The sequence below is a fragment of the Streptomyces sp. NPDC047017 genome, assembly GCF_040644175.1.
In the GTDB taxonomy this organism is placed as follows: domain Bacteria; phylum Actinomycetota; class Actinomycetes; order Streptomycetales; family Streptomycetaceae; genus Streptomyces.
In genome coordinates this window covers 229,154-247,284 of record NZ_JBEYVW010000014.1, presented here as the reverse complement: position 1 = coordinate 247,284, position 18,131 = coordinate 229,154, and the positions used below count along the sequence as shown (strand labels likewise).

The window sequence follows — 18,131 nt, the reverse complement described above, 5'->3', positions numbered from 1 at the left end:
TCGACGAACACCAGCCGATGGCGGGCGCCGGCACCCGCGGCCCGCTTCCTGGCCCCGCCCCGCGTCGCATGGCGACGACCTTCGACCCTCGCCCGCCAAGGCTCGGCCAACTCCTCGACCAGGCAGGCAAGGTGAGACCGAGAGAGCCCCGTGAACAGCCGATGCGCCAACACCGCCCGATTGACCTTGATCGCCACAGCGGGATCATGCCATCCACCTGGCACGACACTCACCCGCTATCACGCACCAACTCGTTAGTCCGTACTCCTGCGAGTGCTCCACCGAGTACCGAACTGTGCGCACCAGACTGTTCGCACCAGCGCGAGGCCGGGGCACCCTCATCTCCTGGGCATGGCGGTGGCAGGAGGGCGAACCTCCAGGACGACCGCGGTGCCGGCCACAGTTCGGTCCTCGTGCATGGTGATCCGTCGGCCGGTTCCGACGTGCGTCCAGTGAGCGGGGGTGAGGGGAACGAGGCGGACCGTGGCACGGCCGCCGGGCTCCAGAACGGGCATGTCCTCAACCCAGAGCCCGGCGACGCTCACCGAAGCACCGCCGTCGGGTGAGGGGTTCCCGATGTCCCACATGGGCCGCAGCACACCGTGACCGGGGACGGGTGTCCTGCGCCGCGCCTCTGTGACGGGGCGGAGCGTCAGGTCCGCCCGGATCATGCCGTTCCGGATCTCGGAGCAGCGCCAGTGGCACCAGGCCGCGCTCCGCCCGAGGCCGAGTTCCTCGGCCGCCCCGGCAAGCTGCTCCCAGAACGTCAGAGGCATCGGTCGCCCACCCCCAAGCTCCTCCAGCAGGCTCAGGGCGATCTGCCATTCGTCGTGGGCCAGGTAGTCCCAGACGTCCCGCACCGAGATGTCGTTGTCGGTAGCGGCCTCTTCCGGAACCAGGAGGGAAACTGATGCGAGCAGCTCGGGGACGTCCATGCGGGTCATTGTCGACCACGGTGCCAGGCTGCATCGTTCCCGCTCCCGTTCCCGCTCCCGCTCCCGTTCCCGCTCCCGTTCCCGCTCCCGGTCTCGTTCGACAGCGGCCAGCACGTTCTCGGAGCCGGTAGCCGGGACCGCACGTCGCAGCCCGGAACCGGCCGCCGCCCGGGCCCAGGCCCGGGCGGAACGAGCCGGCGCCCGACCGCGCCGATCGGCAGACGCGCCTTCCCGGCCGTCCGGACGGGCGGATCAGCGCAGTCCGGCGAAGAGATCGTTCTCGGGTACGGCCGCTCCGGTGGTGTCCTGGACGCGTACGAAGGTCTCCATGCCCATCAGCTCGCCGAACCTCTCCTTGCCCATCTTGAGGAAGAAGATGTTCTCGCCCTGGCTGGCGTGGGCGGCCAGCGCGTCGAACTTCTGGCCACTGAACGCGGCGGTGTCCACCCACGTGGTGATCTCGTCGTCGGGGAGGCCTATCTCGGCCAGCGCGGCGGCCTCGGCGGGATCCGGCTCCGGCATGTCCTCATGGAACTCGCGCATGATCTCACCGAACCGCCGCATCCCCGAGCGGGGCATCGTCGTCCAGTACACCTTCGGTGTCAGCTCGGTCATCTCCAGTGCCGCCATGGTGATGCGGTGGGCCTGGATGTGGTCGGGGTGTCCGTAGAAACCGTTCTCGTCATAGGTGACGACCACATCGGGCTGGTAGTGCCGCATGAGTTCCGCGAGTCGGGCGGCGCCTTCTTCCACGGGGGTCCGCCAGAAAGACCCGGGGGCGTCGTTGCTCGGCCAGCCCATCATCCCGGAGTCGGCGTAGTCCAGCATCTCCAGATCGCTGACCTTGAGAACCTCGCAACTCGCTTCAAGTTCTTGACGGCGCATCGAGACGACGGCCGCCGGATCGTGCCCCGGATCGCCCGGCTTGACACCTCCCGGCCCGTCCCCGCAACCGCCGTCGGTACACGTCACGAGAACCGTGCGCACACCCTCCGCCGCGTACCGCGCGAGGACTCCTCCGGTTCCGGTGGCCTCGTCGTCGGGGTGGGCGTGCACTGCCATGAGCGTCAAGGGCCGGTCGGCCATGAGACAGTCCTCCTACGGACGTACGTACTGATCCAAGAGCACGGCGGACGTACCGCGCTCCCGAGGTCCCGGACCCGGCCGGGGCGACGACTTCGTCTTCGTCTCCGCCTTCACCGTCTGCTCCCGCCCGTGCGGCACCGGTCCCTCGCTCCCTGTAACGGTGCCGGCCGCACCAGCTGTTCCCGGCGCGCACGGAACACGTCGACATCGGGTCGCGAGGCGGTGCGGGCACGGGAGTCATGAGGTGATCTCCAGGATGATGCGAGATGCCTGCTGTGGCGGCGCGCGAGCACGGAGTGCTGACCGTCGAGCCGGGCAACCGCCACGCCTGGCGTGGCAGAGCACCCGCCACGTCCGGCATCGCAGCTCCGCCGACCGGGTCGATCACACCGTGCACGGGAGCGGACACCGTGGCGAGTGCGGTGACGACCTCGTCGGCTCCGAGTGCCGGCAGTCCGTCCCGGCTGCGAGGGTCGCGCACAGCGGCGATCACGTGCGCCCCGGCGTGTCGGCCCAGTTGGACGGCGAAGTGGCCGACCGCGGCCGGTGGCTCCGGTGACCAGCGGACGGCGGCCGGTCAGGCGCCGAGGCGCCGAGGCGCCGCACCCCGCAGCGCGCTCACTCCGGAAACCAGCAAGGTGGTGGCCTGACCGGGGTCGACCTCTTCCGGTATGGTCGCCACCTCGTGGGCGGCGACGGTCCGCGTCTGCACCCAGGCGCCACCGGTCGTCAGCGTGACCACTCGGGTGCCGGGCTCGGGTCCGGTGCCGTCCGCGGCGGCTTGCCGGACCACGCCGACCGCGTCGTACCCCGGGATGCTTCCCGGCGGGAGCGTGGCCACGTGGTCGATGCCGCGGACGAGCAGCGTGAACCGCTCCACTTCCACCAGCATGTCACCGGTACGCGCCACCGGGTCCGCGATCCGCGGCGAGATGGATTTTGCTGGTCAATCCGCCCCGGGATCTTCCGAGCAGGGCTTCCTTCAGACGGAGCCGGGGCAGCGTCGGACGCATCGGCACTCTGCCGCCCGTTCTGTTCCTTCAGGCCGTCGCTGCCTACGTGGCGAAGTACGCCACCAAGTCCGCCCACGCCTCCGGCACCCTCGACCGCGCCCTGTACTGCCGCCCCTGCCAGGGACGCGGCGCCACCCTCCTGCCCCACGGAACCCCGCTCCCCTGCACCGCGTGCAACGGCACCGGACAGGCCCGCCCACTGCCCTGGCTCGCCGTCGCCCGTCACGTGCGGCAGATGATCCGCACCTGCTGGGAACTGGGCAGGCTGCCGGAGTTGGCCGACCTCAAGCTCTGGAAGTGGGCGCACATGCTCGGCTTCCGGGGCCACTTCTCCACCAAGTCCCACCGCTACTCCACCACCCTCGGCGCGCTGCGCGACGCACGCCGCGCCTGGCGTACCGAGGAGGCCCGCTCCCACGCCAGCCTGCCCGAGTCCGCCCCGCACACCACGCTGGTCGTCGGCCAGTGGGACTACCTCGGCTCGGGCTACAGCCCCGGCGCGGCGCTCCTCGCGGCCGACGTCTGGCACCGCACAGAACTGGACCGGCAGTTCGCGGCCGAAGGGGGCTGTTGATGCCCTCGCCTCCGCTCGCCGTCCTCCACGCGGAAGCGGCCCCGGCGCTGGAGCTGCTCACGGTCCCCCAGGTCATGGCACGCCTCCAGCTCAGTCGCTCCGCCGTCTACGACCTGCTTCGCTCCGGCCAACTCGCCTCGATCACTCTCGGCCGCGCCCGCCGCATCCCCAGCCACGCCCTCACCGACTTCATCCTGACCCGCCTGGAACAGGAAGCCGCCTGATGACCGCTCCCCGCCCCGCTTCGTCCCGCCGCTCCCGCACCCGTGCAAACGGCGACGGGACCGTCTACCAGCGCACGGACGGACGCTGGGAAGCCGCCGGATACGTCCTCGCCCCCGGAAACACCCGCAAGCGAGTCCGCGTCTACGGCTCTACCCGTAAAGACGCGATGACCAAGCTCACCGAGAAGATTGCCGCCAGCAACTGCGGCCTCCCTATCGCGGCAGCCGACAGCACCGTGAGCGCCTATCTCGCCTACTGGCTGGACGGCATCGCCGTCCACCACCTGCGGGAGAACACCCACACCCGCTACGCGGCCTCCATCCGCCTCCACATCAAACCCGGCCTCGGCGCCAAGAAGCTCGCCCGGCTCACCACCCGCGACGTGCGCACCTTCCTCGACGGGCTCCGCACCACCTGCCAGTGCTGCGCCCGGAAGCGGGACTCCGTCCGGCGGTCCTGCTGTGCCATCGGCCAGTGCTGCGGAAAGCGGCTCTCACCGCTGACCGTGACGTACGTCCACGCCGTGCTCAAGTCCGCCCTGGAACACGCCGTCCGCGAGGATGAGCTTCCGCGCAACGTCGCCCGGAACGTCAAGACGACCACGCCCCGCCCCAGGCGTTTCCAGCCCCTCACCGCCGCAGAAGCCCGGCGACTCCTTCATACGGCCACCGGCGACCGGCTTCACGCCCTGTACGAACTCGCCCTGCGCACCGGACTCCGCAAGGGCGAACTCCTCGGCCTCCACTGGGAAGACCTCGACCTTGACGGCGGCACCGCCAGCATCCACCGCTCCCTCCAACGCACCCGCAGCCAGGGTCTGACCATCCTGAATACCAAGACCCTGGCCTCCGAGCGGCGCATCGCCCTCCCCACCGAGTGCATTAGCTCCCTCAAGATCCACCAGGAACGGCAGGAGGAAGAGCGCCAGGCGGCCGGAACGGGCTGGACGGACAACGGCCTCGTCTTCACCACCCCGAAGGGCAGGCCACTCGACCCCACCAACCTCACCCGCCGCTTCCGGCGCCTCCTCCACGGCGCAGGGCTCCGGACGATCCGCTTCCACGACCTCCGGCACTCGACCGCGACCCTGCTGCTGGAACAGGGCGTCGACCTCGTCGTTATCAAGGAACTTCTGGGGCATGCCCACATCGGCGTGACGGCCGGCGTCTACGCCCACGTCCGACTCCGCCTCCAGCGCCAGGCCATCGACACCCTTGGCCACGCCCTCGGCCCGGCCGACGACGACGACCCAGACGACCCGCCCACCACAGCAACTGTCCGCTGACGTCGCCGTCAGCGCTGCCGTCAAATCGCCCTGATGGCCCCACCGGAATTATCTGGTGGGGCCATCAGATTCACCCAAGGTGAATCAACTTCATTTCATGCGAAACAGTTTCCGCATCGCCGCTAGCTGGTCTTCTAGCGTTCCGACCTCGGAGCAGTCTGCTGGAGCGAAGATATCCACGAGGTCGTCATCAGAGAGCGCTTTTCCGGATTGAAACGAGTAGGCCAATCGACCTTCCGTCATCTGCCTAGTCATCCCTGACGGGAAGACATTCAATCTCGCACCCTGGCAACACAGAAGCAGACCCATGTCTTCGAGATCGCGGCGGGCTGATTTGAGGCATTCCAGCAAATCAACCTCTTCGTAGATGCGCTCAAACTCTTCATCGGGCAATCTCATCCGAAGAGTCGAAGGCGGTGTAGAAACCTGGAGCAACACGTTCGTCACCTCCCCGTTTGCCCTGGTTGCAGTCCGAGCCAGCTCTTCCACAATCATCCCCCGCCATAGTTGGGGTTCAGAACCCTAGTTCCGCCTCGAAGCCTGCAAGCAACGATGCAACTTGTGTCGACCCGCCCTGGAATTGCAGTCTCCCTTTCATGCGCAAATGGGTTCCCAGGAAACTCCTTGTTTACGTCCACTCCATCAACACCGCGAATCTCGTAGACGTTTCCGCCACGCTTGATCGCCACAGACTCCGAAGTGGTGGTGGAAATATATCCAGAGTTCCTTGAGTATCCGGATGCATGCTCCAAGAGGTCCATATTGTCACCTCTCGGCTCAAATCCCGACTCAAATATCTCGTCCGGGCCGCGAGTGTCGCTTCGGTAGAGCGGACAGGCGCCACCTGAATTGTGCACGAGAACTGGCGTGGCCCCGGCCAGCACATAGTACGTGTGGATACCGGTGATAGTGAGATCGTGCGTGCGCTGGCGCTTGTCGAAGGCGCGGGTCGCCGTGAGGGTGACCGTGTCTCCGGACGGTGTCCGGAGGGTCATGCCGGGCTTGAGGTCGCCGGCCGTGGTCCACCGGTGGTCGGAGGGAACCCAGAAGGGGTGTGTCACGGTCGAGATCAGGGCCGCGGACTTGGTGGTCTTCGTCGTGATGGTGAGATCGACGAAGTGTTTGTCGTCCTTGGTGACGATGGTGCCGGCGACCTCGCGGACCGTGGTCCCCCCTGTTTCGGGATCGGTGACCACGACCTTGTCGCCGAGTGAGACGTCCTCGATGTTTTTTGTGGACCCGTCTGCCATGAGGACCTTGGTCCCGGGCAGGAAGCTGTGCGGAGCGGATTCGCATGTGCTCCTGCGGAGGAGAGTCTTCGCCTTCTCCTGGGCCGCTGCCAGCGCCTCCTTCGTCTTGCTGAGTGCTTTCTGGTTCTTAAGATAATCCTGGGCTCCGTCGAGCAGTTCCGCGCCTAGTTTTGTGATCCGCTTGAGAAGCTCCTTACCTTGATTCCACTTTTTCCAGTATTTGGCGACAATCTTGCCGGCGAGGCCGCCGGCGAAGCTGCCAGCGATATTCAGGGCGGTTTCGCCGCAGGCTCCTAGGTCGCCGCTGGAGAGACAGTCGAGGGCGGCGTCGACGCCCAGCTCCTCCATGGCGATCTTGGCCAGGGTCTTGACGACCTTTTTGATGCGCTGCTTGGTGGAGTTGAGGTTCTGCTGGGCCCCGTAGACCTCCCAAGAGGCCTTGTCTACGTCATCCTTTGCATCATCTGCAGGGGTCTGTTCCTTTACGGGGAATCCGCCCGAGCACTTGACCTTCGCGAACCAGCAGTCCACATCCATAAGCCCCGTGGGGTCGGAGCGTGTGACCGGGCTGTTGCTCGCGTAGGCGTAGCCGTTGATCTGTTGCGGTTGTGTGTAGTCGATGACCGGGTCGACGGAGATGAATTTGCCGATTTGTGGGTCGTATTCCCGGGCCCCGATGTGTGTCAGGCCTGTCTGCAGGTCGAGGGTGCCGCCGACGAAGCTCTTCTCTCCGGGGAAAGTGCCGGTGGGCTTGCCCCGTTCGGCGCCGTAGGGGTCGAAGCGGCGCTGGGAGACCGCGCCGGTCGTGGCGTTGATGGCCAGACTGCCGGTGCCCTGATGGTCGGAGCCGAGCCAGGACAGGGTGCTGTTGGCTTCGCGGACCGCGATGGTCTGGTCGGCGAAGGTGTAGTAGCGGGTGGCCTGGACGTCCGTGCCGCCCTTGGGCAGCTTGAGTTCCATGCCGGGCAGGTAGACGGTGGTCGCGGTGGCGTCGCGGCGGACGACGCGTTCGCCGGAGGCGTCGTACAGGTACGTCGTCTCCTTGCCGTCGGCGTCCTTGGTCCTGGTCAGCTTGCCCTCGGCGTCCCAGTCGAGTGTCTGGGTGTTGCCGCCGATGGTGCGGGTGCGGGTGCTGCCGGTCTTGTCGTAGGTGTAGAGGGACTGGCGGTCGCCGGTCGGGGTGTTCTCCACCACCTTGGTGACGGCGTGCGGGCCGGCGTTGTCGCCGTAGGCGAAGGTTCGCGTGATGTTCTTGGACGCGTTCAGGCCGGTGTCGTGGTCGGTCTCCTGGGTGCGGTTGCCGATCGCGTCGGTGGTGTAGGACTTCCAGTACGGGGCCGGGCCGCCCAGCGGACTTGCGCCCGGTGCCGCGGTGCAGGCGCCCGGCGTTCTGCCGTTCATGGTGGTGCCGACCGTGCCGGAGCCGGTGGCCTCCGCCTGGGTGGCGGCTGGGGTCCACGCCTCGGACAGGCGCTGTCCGGTGTCGTAGGCGAAGCACTGCACATCCGGTGACGTGCCGCCGAGGTCGGAGATCGACAGGATGTTGCCGGCCTGGTCGTAGGAGTACTGCGACTTCCTGGCCGGGGCGGTGACGCCCTCGATGTCGATCGTGGACTGGGTGAGCCGGTCGGTGCCCTTCTCGTAGAGGAAGGACTGCTGGACCTGCTTGCCGCCGTTCGCGGCCAGCATCATGCCTTTGAGCCGGCTGGTCTCCGTGTACAGCGCCTTGGTGACGTAGTCGGACAGCGTGCTCTTCATGGAGACGGGACGCTGGAGCTCGTCATAGCCGTAGGAGAACGTCTCCGTGGGCAGCCCTCCCGCGGCCGGCATGCCGGTGCTGGCCGTGGTGCCGTCGAGCCGGTAGGAGGTGGTGAAGGAGTAGGTGCCCTGGAGCTTGCCCTCGGAGGCCGGCACCATGTAGTCCACGCGCTGCGGCCGGTACATGTCGTCGCGGCTCTGGACGATGCCGGCGAAGTACTGGGTGGGGCTGGTGTACCGCAGGGAGGCGTACGACTCGCCGAGATATCCGGGGCGGTCGTAGCGGGTCTCGGTCAGCTTGGTGCCGGTGGTCGCCTCACCTTCCCAGGTGAAGGTCGGACGGCCGAGCTTGTCGTACTGGTAGGAGACCTTCTTGTTGTTGCCGTCGATCGTCCACTTCGTGCGGTCGAGGGTGTCGTACCCGGTCTGGGAGGTGCCGGTGTCCGGGTCGGTGCTCCTGGTCCTGCGGCCGAGCAGGTCGTACTCGTACCGCCAGACGTCGCCCTTGGCGTCGGTGACCGTCTCCAGCTGGCCGCGCCGGGTGTAGGTGTACTTGGTGGCGTCGTACTGGGTGGCTGGGCCGGTGGGCTGGGGTGAGGCCGTGCGGTAGTGCCGGATCTCGGTGACACGGTCGTGGGCGTCGGTGATCGTGGTGGTGGGGACGCCGCCTGCGGGCGGGTCGACGTGTGTCTGGTTGCCGTCGTAGACGGTGGTGGTGCGCCACTGTTCGTCACCTCCGATGAGGGAGATGTCCGCGGTGGTGCGGCCCAGGCCGTCGTACTCGAACCTCTTCTGTGTGCCGACCTGACCGTCGGGCACCAGCATCAGTTCGTCGGACTGCGCGCCGGCCGCGTTGTAGGTGTCGTTGGTCTTCTTCGGTTTGCCGGTGCCGTCGTAGAAGACGTCGGCGACCATACGGGTGCCGTTGGGGCCCTGGGTCTGCAGCTGGCGGGCGCGCAGCAGGCTGTCGTAGTGCTGGTATTCGGCTCCGTAGATGCCGTCGTTCTGGAGCTTCTCGGTCTTGACGACGGTGGTCTTGTCGCGGCGGACGTTGTACGCGTACTTGATGCTCGGTGTGGAGGGCGATGAGCTCTTGGTGCGGTCGGCGAGCCAGACGGAGGTCAGGCGGCCGAGTGCGGCGTAGGCGAGGTCGGTGCGCCCGTTCTGCGGAGAGCTGGTGGTTGGTCGCGAGTGTGGTCGGGCAAACCAGCGCACTCGAAAGCACCGCTCGCCCCAAGGCGCGTCGGCCGGGCCGGTGGTGATGACCATCCGGCCATGCGGCAGTAGGCAAGGTAGGGCTGTACGAGTTCGGGAAGGGGCATCTCGCCGGGCATGTGCGTCGTAGCGGGATACATACGTGCCAGTAGCCGGATGCGGCGGCGGGCTACGGCCGCCCGGGCCGGGAGTAGTCCGGCAGGGCGGTGGTGCTTCTCGCCTGCGAACGGCGATCCAGGCTGCCCATCGCGTTCATGAGCGGGAGGCGGGCGAAGGTGTCGCGGGCGAACCGGCCGGGGGCGGTTCTGGGGATCATGATGCGGACGTTGGGGCCGATCTGCTGCTTCCGGTCGACCAGTGGGCGGTGGACGGTGTGGTAGCGGGGGAAGGCGGCCCGGTGGTCGCCGTCCGCGGCGGCCAGTTCCCCGGCCAGGCGGTAGGCACCGACCAGCGCCAGTTCCGCGCCGGCGCCCGAGGCGGGGGACGCGCACCAGGCGGCGTCACCGACCAGCGCGACCCGGCCGTTGTGCCAGGAACTCATCCTGACCTGGGCCAGGGCGTCGAAGTAGAACTCCGGGTCGGCGAGGGCCGAGTCGAGGAGTTCCCGGTTCCGCCACGACCTGTCACCGGCGAACCGCTCGCCGAGCAGGCGCTTGTGCTCCGCGATGTCGCGGGGGTCGTACGCCAGCGGCGCGGAGCGGAACATGAAATAGGCCTTGGCCTGGGCGTGGTTCCCGGAGCGGTAGATCCCGGTCATGCGGCCCGGAGTGTTGAACATGGTCACCCAGCGGTCCTCACCGAGGGCGGCATCGGCGTTCGCGAAGGCGAAGTAGTGATCTTTGAAGCGGACGAACCGTTCCTCCGGCCCGAAGGCGAGCCGGCGGACGGTGGAGTGCATCCCGTCGGCGCCGACGACCAGGTGGAAGCGGCGGGCGGGGGCCCGTTCGAAGGTGACGAGCACGCCGTCGTCGTCCTGCTCCAGGCGCCGGACGGAGTCGTCGAACAGGTACTCGGTGTCGGTCACTTCACGCAGCAGCGCGACCAGATCGCCGCGCATGATCTCCACGGAGGCCGGGTCCTGTGTGCCGACTCGGGCGACGGTCCGGTCCGAGGCGTCGACGAACTTCATCCCCCGGACGTCGGCGGCCAGCGCGCGGACCCGTGCCATGATCCCCATCCGCTCGGCGACTTCGACGGCCTGGGCGCGTACGTCCACCCCGTTGCCGCCGGTGCGCGGTGCCGGGGCCCGCTCGACCACCGTGGTCCGGAAGCCGTACCGGGCCAGCCAGTGCGCCAGGGCCAGCCCGGCGATACTGCCTCCGGAGATCAGGATCCGCTCGTTCATGGGCAGCCGCTCTCCCGCTAGACTAAGTGGAATAGACGTTCCAATAGATTATGTGGAAGGCGCGTTTCACTTGTCAATGTCCTCCGGAACCCCGCGCCGGGCCGACGCCCTGCGCAACCGCCGGCTCGCACTCGACGCGGCCACCGCACTGCTGGCCGAGCCCGGCACACCGCTGACCGTCGAGACCATCGCCAAGAGGGCAGGGCTGGGCGCGGCCACCGTCGTGCGCACGTTCGGCGGCAAGGACGCCCTCCTCGACGCGGCGGTCTCCGGCCTGCTCGCGCCGGTCGTCCAACGGGCCCGCGACCTGCTCGCCGAGACGGCGCCCGGACAGGCCCTGGATCTCTTCCTGCGCGAGCTGATCGGCTTCCAGAGCGCCCACCACTCCGCCGGCGGCCAGTTGGGCGGGCTGAACATGCCCGCCACCACCGCTCTGCGCGGCGACCTCGCCCGCGTGCTGGAGGAGATGGTCGAAGCAGCTCAGCGCGACGGCACGGTCCGCACCGACCTCGATCCCGCGGTCGCGACCAGCCTGATCGGCCGAACGGCCCTCGCCGTCGCCCGCGTTCAGCCACCATCCCGGGAACTCGTCGACGCCTACCTCTCCGTCCTGCTGCGAGGTCTGCGGCCCCCGGCCTGACGCAGTGACCGGCGACCGCCCTGTTGAAGGCGGCGTGGCGGTCGGGCATCATGCGGCAGTTCACCGGTGGTCGGCCAGGTCCGGACGTGATGGTCCGGAGTGGTTGTGCGCCGCAGGCAGCGCGGTCCGCCGCACGGCACGTCCCTGGGGGCGCGTCTCGGTGCCGCGGCCCAAGGAAGGAGAAGCCCATGGCGGCGTTCGTCCTCGTACCCGGCGGCTGGCACGGCTCGTGGTCGTTCGAAGCGGTGGTTCCGCTGCTGGAGCGCGCCGGTCACACCGTGCACGCCCTGACCCTGACCGGTCTGCGGCCCGACGACGACACCGCGACGGTCGCGACCGCCAACCTCGACACCCACGCCGACGACGTACTGCGCCTCCTCGACCGCGCTCACATCACCGGCGCGACACTGGTCGGTCACAGCTACGGCGGGATGGTGATCTCCGCCGCCGCCGACCGTGCCCGCGGCCGGATCTCGCGTCTTGTGCATCTCGACGCCTACGTGCCGCGCGACGGCGAGTCGTGCTGGTCGTCGACCACCGAGCGCTACCGGCAGGCGTTCATCGCCGGCGCCGCGAGCACCGGCTACACCGTGCTTCCGCCCGCCGGCGGCGATCCCCGCCGCCGGCCCCATCCGCTCGCCTCGTTCACGCAGACGATCCGGCTGACCGGTGCCGCCGACCGTGTGCCCCGCCGCGAGTTCGTCTACTGCTCCGGATGGGAGGACCGCACTCCCTTCGCCGGACTCCGCGCCCGGCTCCAGGCCGATCCGGGCTGGCAGGTGCACGAACTCCCCACCGGGCACGACGCGATGCGCGAGGCCCCGGACGCCGTCGCCGCGCTGCTGACGCGTGCGGCTCCGATCGACGTACCGCCTCCAGGCCAACCGACCTGACATGAGGAAGCGTCAAGTACATCGTTCAAGTCGGTCGTTCAAGTACGTCGTTCGAGTACGTGAGGCGGGCGGCGGGCTCCTGGGGCGTTGTCAGTGGGGCGGGTGAGAATGGCGCAATGACTCATGCGATACCCGTGCCGCTGCCGTCCGCGCTCGTCGATCACCATGCGGTCGACCTGGAGCGCAAGTACACCGACGGCTGGGGGGTGCGGGTCGACGACGTCGCCACCACCCCCACCGGCGAGATGTACGCCCTCCACGGCGTCCACCGCCACACCTACGGCGTGGCCGACGACGAACCCGACCCGGCGAAAGCGCACTTCGGTTACTCGTTGGTGACGAGGTTCGCCCCCGACGGCACCCCGCTCGCCACCGCGGTCTCGGGGCAGAGCGCGTACCGGGGCCGGAACCGGACCACGACTTTCGGCGGCCCCACGACAGGGCTGGGCGAGGACCTGTGCTGGGCCAAGGGGCTGTGCGTCCTGCCCGACGGGACACTCGCCGCGACCGGTCCCGGAGACCAGACCCATCTGGTCACCGCGGACCTCACCGCGCTGACCGCGCGCCACCGCGCGCCCCTGAGCAGCTACGACGACGGCCCGCGCGACCCGTTCGCCTCCTGGATCAGCACGACCCCGGCCGGCCGCCTGCTGTGCACGACCGGCGAGTACGGCCTCTACAACTACGCCAACCTGCTCGCCAACATCGTGTCGGTCACCGACCAGCCGCTGACCCCCACCTCGAAGCCGACGCTGCGGGCCCTGGCGTCCATGGAGGCGGAACCCGTCAAGCACACGGAAGCCGACCTTCGGCCGGACGTCCTGTTCGACGGGCGGCCCGTCGGCATGGACCGCCGGCCGCGGCCCTCGCTGGCCGAGCACCTCATCGGTGCGGACCCGACCGCGCGGCGGTGGGACTGGCACGACGCCCGGCTCGGCCGGCCCGCGGTGGTGCGTGAGGACTTGTTCGTCGTCCCCGTCTTCGGCCACGTCTACCGGGGCGGCAGCCGTGGCCAGCGGTTCGCTTTCGTCCTGGTCAGCGACGAGGGTGAGGTCGTCGGCCGACTCGGCGGCATGGACCTGTACCGTGACAGCCCCTTCACCGGCTTCTGCTTCGAGATCGCCGCCGACCCCGCACACGAGCGGATCTACCACCTCAACCGGTACGGGCTGTTCGCCTGGACGGCCACCGGAGTGCGGGCCCAACGCCTCGACCTGGAGGACAAGCGGTACAAGCTGCTCAAGCACTTCACCCTCGTGGACTGCACCCCTGCGGGCGAGCTGATCCTCGTACACCGCACACAGCATCTGCTGCTGCGCATCCCGTGCCCCGCCGCCCTCGGCGCACTCGGTCAGACGGTCGAGGACGCACTGCGCTCCTACGCCAAGGAACGCACCGCCCTCAAGCGGCAGTGGCAACCGGTGAACTGGCACTGGATCGACAGCACGGCTCCCCTGCACCGCCTCTGATCGCGTCGCGCCACCGCTGTCGCCACCGCCGTCGCCACCGTCCCCACCGCGAACGGTCGAGCGTCCGCGACAGCAGTTGGTACGCCTTCGTGGCCATCTGCCCGTCCGGGCGCAGTAATAGGCCGCCTCCGCGATCAGATCGACATTAGACTCCGCCTGTTTTGAACGTAGGAGTCCAAGGGGGGACCACTTGACATTCGAACACAGGCAAAGACAGGCGAGACGGCCGCGCGGCGGGGGCATCGGCGCGGCCAGTACGGTTGGTGCGGTCAGTGCCGTGGTCATCGCGCTGATCGTCGCCGTCGTCGCATCCGTTCTCGGACCGGTCGGCACCGCCGCGGCCGCCACCACGGTGGCCGCGACGCCGAAGCCGGCCCAGACACCCAAGCCGGCCCGGACACCCGAAGCGGCCCAGACGCCCAAGGCGGGACCCAAGCCCGCCCCCGGCACCGACTCGCACCTCCGCGCCGCCCGCCAGATCGGCAAGCGCATCGGCGAGAACGGCCGCTCCGACACCTGTTCCGGGCCCCTCGCGCCCGACACCGTCCACACCTGCTCCGCTCTCCCCGCCGGCGGCGCGAGCTTCACACTCGACGTGCCCCGCGCAGGCGACCTCGTGTTCGTCCAGGTCGTCGACGCGCAGGGCTATCCCACGAACGTCTCGCTGGCCGCGCCCGACGGCACCACCGTCACCTGCGACCGGCCGGACGACTCCTACGGGGTACTGCGCTGCCCGACGCAGCAGGCCGGCGCCCACACGCTGAGCGTCACCAGCTCCTGGGGCGCCGGCAACGGGTTCTCCGTGGCCTACAAGACCCTGCTGTCGGGCACCTCGTGCACCGCGGTGAGGGAGACCGACACGGCTCTGGGCGCGCCGGCCGTTCTGCCGGGCGCCCTCGCGGCGGGTTCCGCCGGTGTCTGCTACGGCCTGCCGACGGCGGCCGGTGAGACGCTGCGCCTGCACGTGGCCGACTGGCCCGTGCACGCGACGGTGTACGACGCCGAAGGCAGTCAGGTCTGCGACACCCGCACCGACAACACCACCGATCTCGACTGCGTGTTGAAGGGCGAGGCTCCGTTCCGCGTCCTCGCGAACGAGCGGTCCGCTGCCGCCGACGACAGCAACACGGTCACGCTGGCCCGGCTGTCCCACCCGGCCGGCTGCCCGGCCGTCGAGGCGCAGGCCTACGGCACGGTCCCGGACACCGGTTCGGCCGCCCGCTGCCGCGTCCTGCGTGTCCGGGCCACCGGGCCGTACCTGTTCGGCGCGCTCAGGGCCGACGGCGACACGGAGTCCGGTGTCGTCGGCCGGCTGTACCGCGCGGACGGCACACCGGTGTGCGACCCGGAGCCGGCCACACCCTGCCGGATGGCCGCCGGCGACTACACCTGGGCCCGGAACGGCCGTGACAGCGCCGGGAGCGACGCGTACGGCGTCTGGTTCTACCCGACCGCCCAGGCGCGGGGCTGTGCGACGGTGCGCGACGACGGCTTCGCGTCCGGCCCGGCGACCGGCACCTTCACCGGGGCCGGGCAGACGCTGTGCCTGGGGCTGCCCACCGGTTCCGGCCAGGGCGTCTATCTCGTCGACCGGGGGGCGGTCGACGAGGACACGTCGGACGACGTCCACCCGGCCGTGCGGGTCTTCGACGCCGAGGGCGCCGCCCAGTGCGCCAGTGGCCGTGGGCCGACGGTCTGCAAGCTGACCGGCGCCGCACCGTTCCACGCGGTGCTGTCCGCGCCGGCGGCCGGTACGTACCGGCTGGCCGTCCAGCGCACCGGGGAGGCGGCGGGCTGCACGGCGTGGTCACCGTCCGCCTTCGGTGACCACCGGGGCGCCCAGGTCGGGCTCCAGCCCCGGCAGACCGCATGCCTGTCCGTCGTGGCCGGCGGGCATTCCACCGCCGAGCTGCTCGCCTACACGAACGACAGCAACAGGGTCAACGCGGCGCTGGCGATCTACGACAGCGCCGGCGACAAGGTGTGTGCCGCCGTGGGTGTCTCCACGACGACCTGCCGCTTCACCAGCGGTGCCGCGTACACGGCCCTGCTGTCCAACAACGGCTACGACACCGACACCTACCAGCTGGTCCGCCGGGACATCTCCGCGACGGCCCGGTGCGCGGCGCCGAAGTCGCTGGCCGTCGGCGGTCCTTCCACCGCGTACACCTTCCGCGGCGCGCTCGACAGCACGTGCCTGCGGGTGACGGCGGCGGCCACGGACAAGCTGTGGCTGTCCGTGCGCACGCCGGACGCGGCCTACCGCACGGGCGCGTCCCTCGGGGTCGTCGACGGCTCGGGGACGATTCTGTGCCGCGCGCCGGGCACCGCCGGCACCTGCCGGGTCAGCGGGTCCACGTCGTATCTGGTCTTCGCCCTGGCGAGCGGTTACGGCACCACGCCGATCAACGCCTCACTGGACACCTGGCGGGTCGGCACCGCGGCCGGCTGGGTGCCGGAGTGCACGGCGAACAAGGTGTCGCCGGCGGGCTTCGCGCCGCGCGGCGGGGTCCTGACGGAGTCCGCCACCGCCTTCTGCGCGGTGCTCGACATGAAGCCGCGCCTGTCCTTCGACGTGGTCGGCACGGACAGCTCGACGGGCGTGGACATGCCCTCGGTGAGCCTGCTGGCGCCGACTGCGTTCGCCGGGGCCGCCGACGACTCGTACCAGTGCAGCGGCAATTACGGCGAGTTCCGGTTCCACTGCCTGACGACCGCCTACGCGCCCACCGGGCAGTACGTGCTCGTCTTCGGGCCGGGCAACGCCGCGGTGCCGTACGAGTACACGATGCAGGGCGTGTGCAGGACCGGCTGCGGCGGCTCCTCGCCGCAGGCCGACGTGTCCCGGCTGAGCAGCACGAGCGGGCCGGCCGGGACGGCGCACCCGGTCGTCCTGTACGGCTCCGGGCTGACACTCGGCACCGAGATCGAGCTGCGCGGCAGCGAGAACCGCAGCGAGTACCGCATGAACCCGGCGGTTTCCGTCGGGCCGGGCGGCACCTCGCTGACTGTGCTGCTGAACACGCGTGACCTGCCGCCGGGCCGCTACGACCTGGTGGCGGACGGCGCCGGTTACACGAGCGGCACCCGCTCCCCCGGTTACCTGCCGGGCGCCTACACCGTGACGCAGGCCGCGGCCACGACGCCCGGGCGGTTCGTCCCCCTCACACCGACGCGTTTCCTGGACACCCGTTCCGGCACCGGCGCCGCCAAGGCCCGCGTGGGCGCGGGCGGCACGGTGAAGCTGAAGGTCGCCGGGGCGCACGGGGTGCCCGCCACCGGGGTGACCGCGGTCGTCATGAACGTCACGGCCGTCGCCCCGACCAGCAACGGCTTCCTCACCGTCTACCCGGACGGCTCCTCCGTGCCGTCGGCCTCCAGCCTCAACTACACGGCCTCGCGCACGCTCTCCAATCTGGTGACGGTGGCCGTGACCAACGGCACGGTGGACCTGCGCAACAGCACGGGCGCGGTCGACGTCGTCGCCGACGTGGCCGGCTACTACACGGCCGCGCAGAACCAGGGTTCGTTGCTGACGCCGATCGATCCGACGCGTTTCCTGGACACCCGTTCCGGCACCGGCGCCGCCAAGGCCCGCGTGGGCGCGGGCGGCACGGTGAAGCTGAAGGTCGCCGGGGTACACGGGGTGCCCGCCACCGGGGTGACCGCGGTCGTCATGAACGTCACGGCCGTCGCCCCGACCAGCAACGGCTTCGTCATCGCCTATCCGGACGGCCAGGCTGTCCCGGTCGTGTCGAACATCAACTACACGGCCGGGGACACCCTGCCCAATCTGGTGGTCGTGCCGGTGGTGAACGGCTCGGTGGTGCTGCGCAACAGCGCCGGCACGGTCGATCTGCTCGCCGATGTCACGGGCTACTACTCCGCCACGGGCGCGGCGTTCACCGCCACCGAGCCGGTACGGCTGCTCGACACCCGCAGCGGCCTCGGTGCCCGCGCGGGGGCGGTCGGCCCGGGCGATGTGGTGAGTGCGCAGGTCACGGGTGTGGCGGGCGTGCCCGCCGAGGGCGTCACGGCCGTCGTCCTGAACGTGACGGTCACGGCACCGACCGCCGACAGCTTCCTGACCGTCCACCCGCACGGCCGCCCGCGGCCCGGGGCGTCGAACCTCAACTACACGGCCGGGAAGACGATCTCCAATCTGGTGGTCGTCCCGGTCGTCGACGGCAGGATCACCTTCACCAACCACACGGGCGGCGTGCAGGTCATCGCCGACCTGAACGGCTGGTTCAGCGGCTGACCGACCTACGCTGCCCGTCCGGGGCCGGACCGCTCACAGGCGGTCCGGCCCCGGCTGCGTTCCTGGGGGGATTCGACTCTCCTGGCCGTCCGTCCCACATGTTGAGGCCGGGCCGGGGGACCGAGGTCATGGTTGACGGCAGCTCGCTGCGCTCAGCCCAGGAGACGGGAGTCGACGCCGCG

The 18,131-nt window shown here is 69.7% G+C and carries 12 protein-coding genes and 2 pseudogenes; 7 read left to right on the top strand and 7 right to left on the bottom strand.

Annotated elements, in window-relative coordinates:
* The 4 genes and pseudogenes from ABZ858_RS24120 to ABZ858_RS24105 all read right to left on the bottom strand — a co-directional run.
* A pseudogene (locus ABZ858_RS24120) lies at window positions 1-197 on the bottom strand (IS5/IS1182 family transposase); the annotation flags it as partial.
* A 141-nt stretch (window positions 198-338) separates the two neighbouring features.
* Window positions 339-935 carry a hypothetical protein gene (locus ABZ858_RS24115; protein ID WP_361382145.1) on the bottom strand — a complete coding sequence of 199 codons (597 nt, stop codon included), beginning with the start codon at window positions 933-935 and terminating at the stop codon, window positions 339-341.
* Between the two features lie 252 nt (window positions 936-1,187).
* On the bottom strand, window positions 1,188-2,021 hold the full coding sequence (locus tag ABZ858_RS24110) for a PIG-L family deacetylase (RefSeq protein ID WP_361382142.1): 834 nt from the start codon (window positions 2,019-2,021) through the stop codon (window positions 1,188-1,190).
* Window positions 2,022-2,598: 577 nt separating this feature from the next.
* Window positions 2,599-2,931, bottom strand: coding sequence for a hypothetical protein (locus tag ABZ858_RS24105; RefSeq protein ID WP_361382175.1), 333 nt, complete (start codon window positions 2,929-2,931; stop codon window positions 2,599-2,601).
* 131 nt (window positions 2,932-3,062) lie between these two features.
* On the opposite strand from ABZ858_RS24105, the pseudogene ABZ858_RS24100 reads away from it, so the two are divergent.
* From ABZ858_RS24100 to ABZ858_RS24090, 3 genes and pseudogenes are all read left to right on the top strand, one after another.
* Window positions 3,063-3,608 (top strand): annotated as a pseudogene (locus ABZ858_RS24100) (replication initiator); the annotation flags it as partial.
* Window positions 3,608-3,832 (top strand): helix-turn-helix domain-containing protein, encoded by a 225-nt coding sequence (locus tag ABZ858_RS24095; RefSeq protein ID WP_361382139.1) that lies wholly within the window; start codon window positions 3,608-3,610, stop codon window positions 3,830-3,832. The pseudogene ABZ858_RS24100 and the gene ABZ858_RS24095, both read left to right, overlap by 1 nt.
* Window positions 3,832-5,118 (top strand): tyrosine-type recombinase/integrase, encoded by a 1,287-nt coding sequence (locus tag ABZ858_RS24090; RefSeq protein ID WP_361382136.1) that lies wholly within the window; start codon window positions 3,832-3,834, stop codon window positions 5,116-5,118. Before ABZ858_RS24095 ends, ABZ858_RS24090 begins: the two co-directional genes overlap by 1 nt.
* A 90-nt stretch (window positions 5,119-5,208) precedes the next feature.
* Here the strand turns inward: ABZ858_RS24090 and ABZ858_RS24085 are convergent, their stop codons facing one another.
* The 3 genes from ABZ858_RS24085 to ABZ858_RS24075 all read right to left on the bottom strand — a co-directional run bounded on the left by ABZ858_RS24085 (window position 5,209) and on the right by ABZ858_RS24075 (window position 10,686).
* Window positions 5,209-5,517: a hypothetical protein gene (locus ABZ858_RS24085; protein WP_361382133.1), complete on the bottom strand. Its 309-nt coding sequence runs from the start codon at window positions 5,515-5,517 to the stop codon at window positions 5,209-5,211.
* Between the two features lie 92 nt (window positions 5,518-5,609).
* Window positions 5,610-9,395 (bottom strand): RHS repeat-associated core domain-containing protein, encoded by a 3,786-nt coding sequence (locus ABZ858_RS24080; protein ID WP_361382130.1) that lies wholly within the window; start codon window positions 9,393-9,395, stop codon window positions 5,610-5,612.
* Between the two features lie 115 nt (window positions 9,396-9,510).
* On the bottom strand, window positions 9,511-10,686 hold the full coding sequence (locus tag ABZ858_RS24075; protein WP_361382127.1) for an FAD-dependent monooxygenase: 1,176 nt from the start codon (window positions 10,684-10,686) through the stop codon (window positions 9,511-9,513).
* Window positions 10,687-10,762: 76 nt separating this feature from the next.
* Between ABZ858_RS24075 and ABZ858_RS24070 the strand changes: the two genes are divergently transcribed.
* From ABZ858_RS24070 to ABZ858_RS24055, 4 genes are all read left to right on the top strand, one after another.
* The gene (locus ABZ858_RS24070; protein WP_361382124.1) at window positions 10,763-11,326 is read left to right on the top strand and encodes a TetR/AcrR family transcriptional regulator; all 564 of its coding nucleotides are present in this window, start codon (window positions 10,763-10,765) and stop codon (window positions 11,324-11,326) included.
* Window positions 11,327-11,514: 188 nt separating this feature from the next.
* On the top strand, window positions 11,515-12,219 hold the full coding sequence (locus ABZ858_RS24065) for an alpha/beta hydrolase family protein (protein WP_361382121.1): 705 nt from the start codon (window positions 11,515-11,517) through the stop codon (window positions 12,217-12,219).
* 116 nt (window positions 12,220-12,335) lie between these two features.
* Window positions 12,336-13,688: a hypothetical protein gene (locus ABZ858_RS24060; RefSeq protein WP_361382118.1), complete on the top strand. Its 1,353-nt coding sequence runs from the start codon at window positions 12,336-12,338 to the stop codon at window positions 13,686-13,688.
* Window positions 13,689-13,965: 277 nt separating this feature from the next.
* On the top strand, window positions 13,966-17,949 hold the full coding sequence (locus ABZ858_RS24055) for a hypothetical protein (RefSeq protein ID WP_361382115.1): 3,984 nt from the start codon (window positions 13,966-13,968) through the stop codon (window positions 17,947-17,949).
* Window positions 17,950-18,131: the final 182 nt, after the last annotated feature.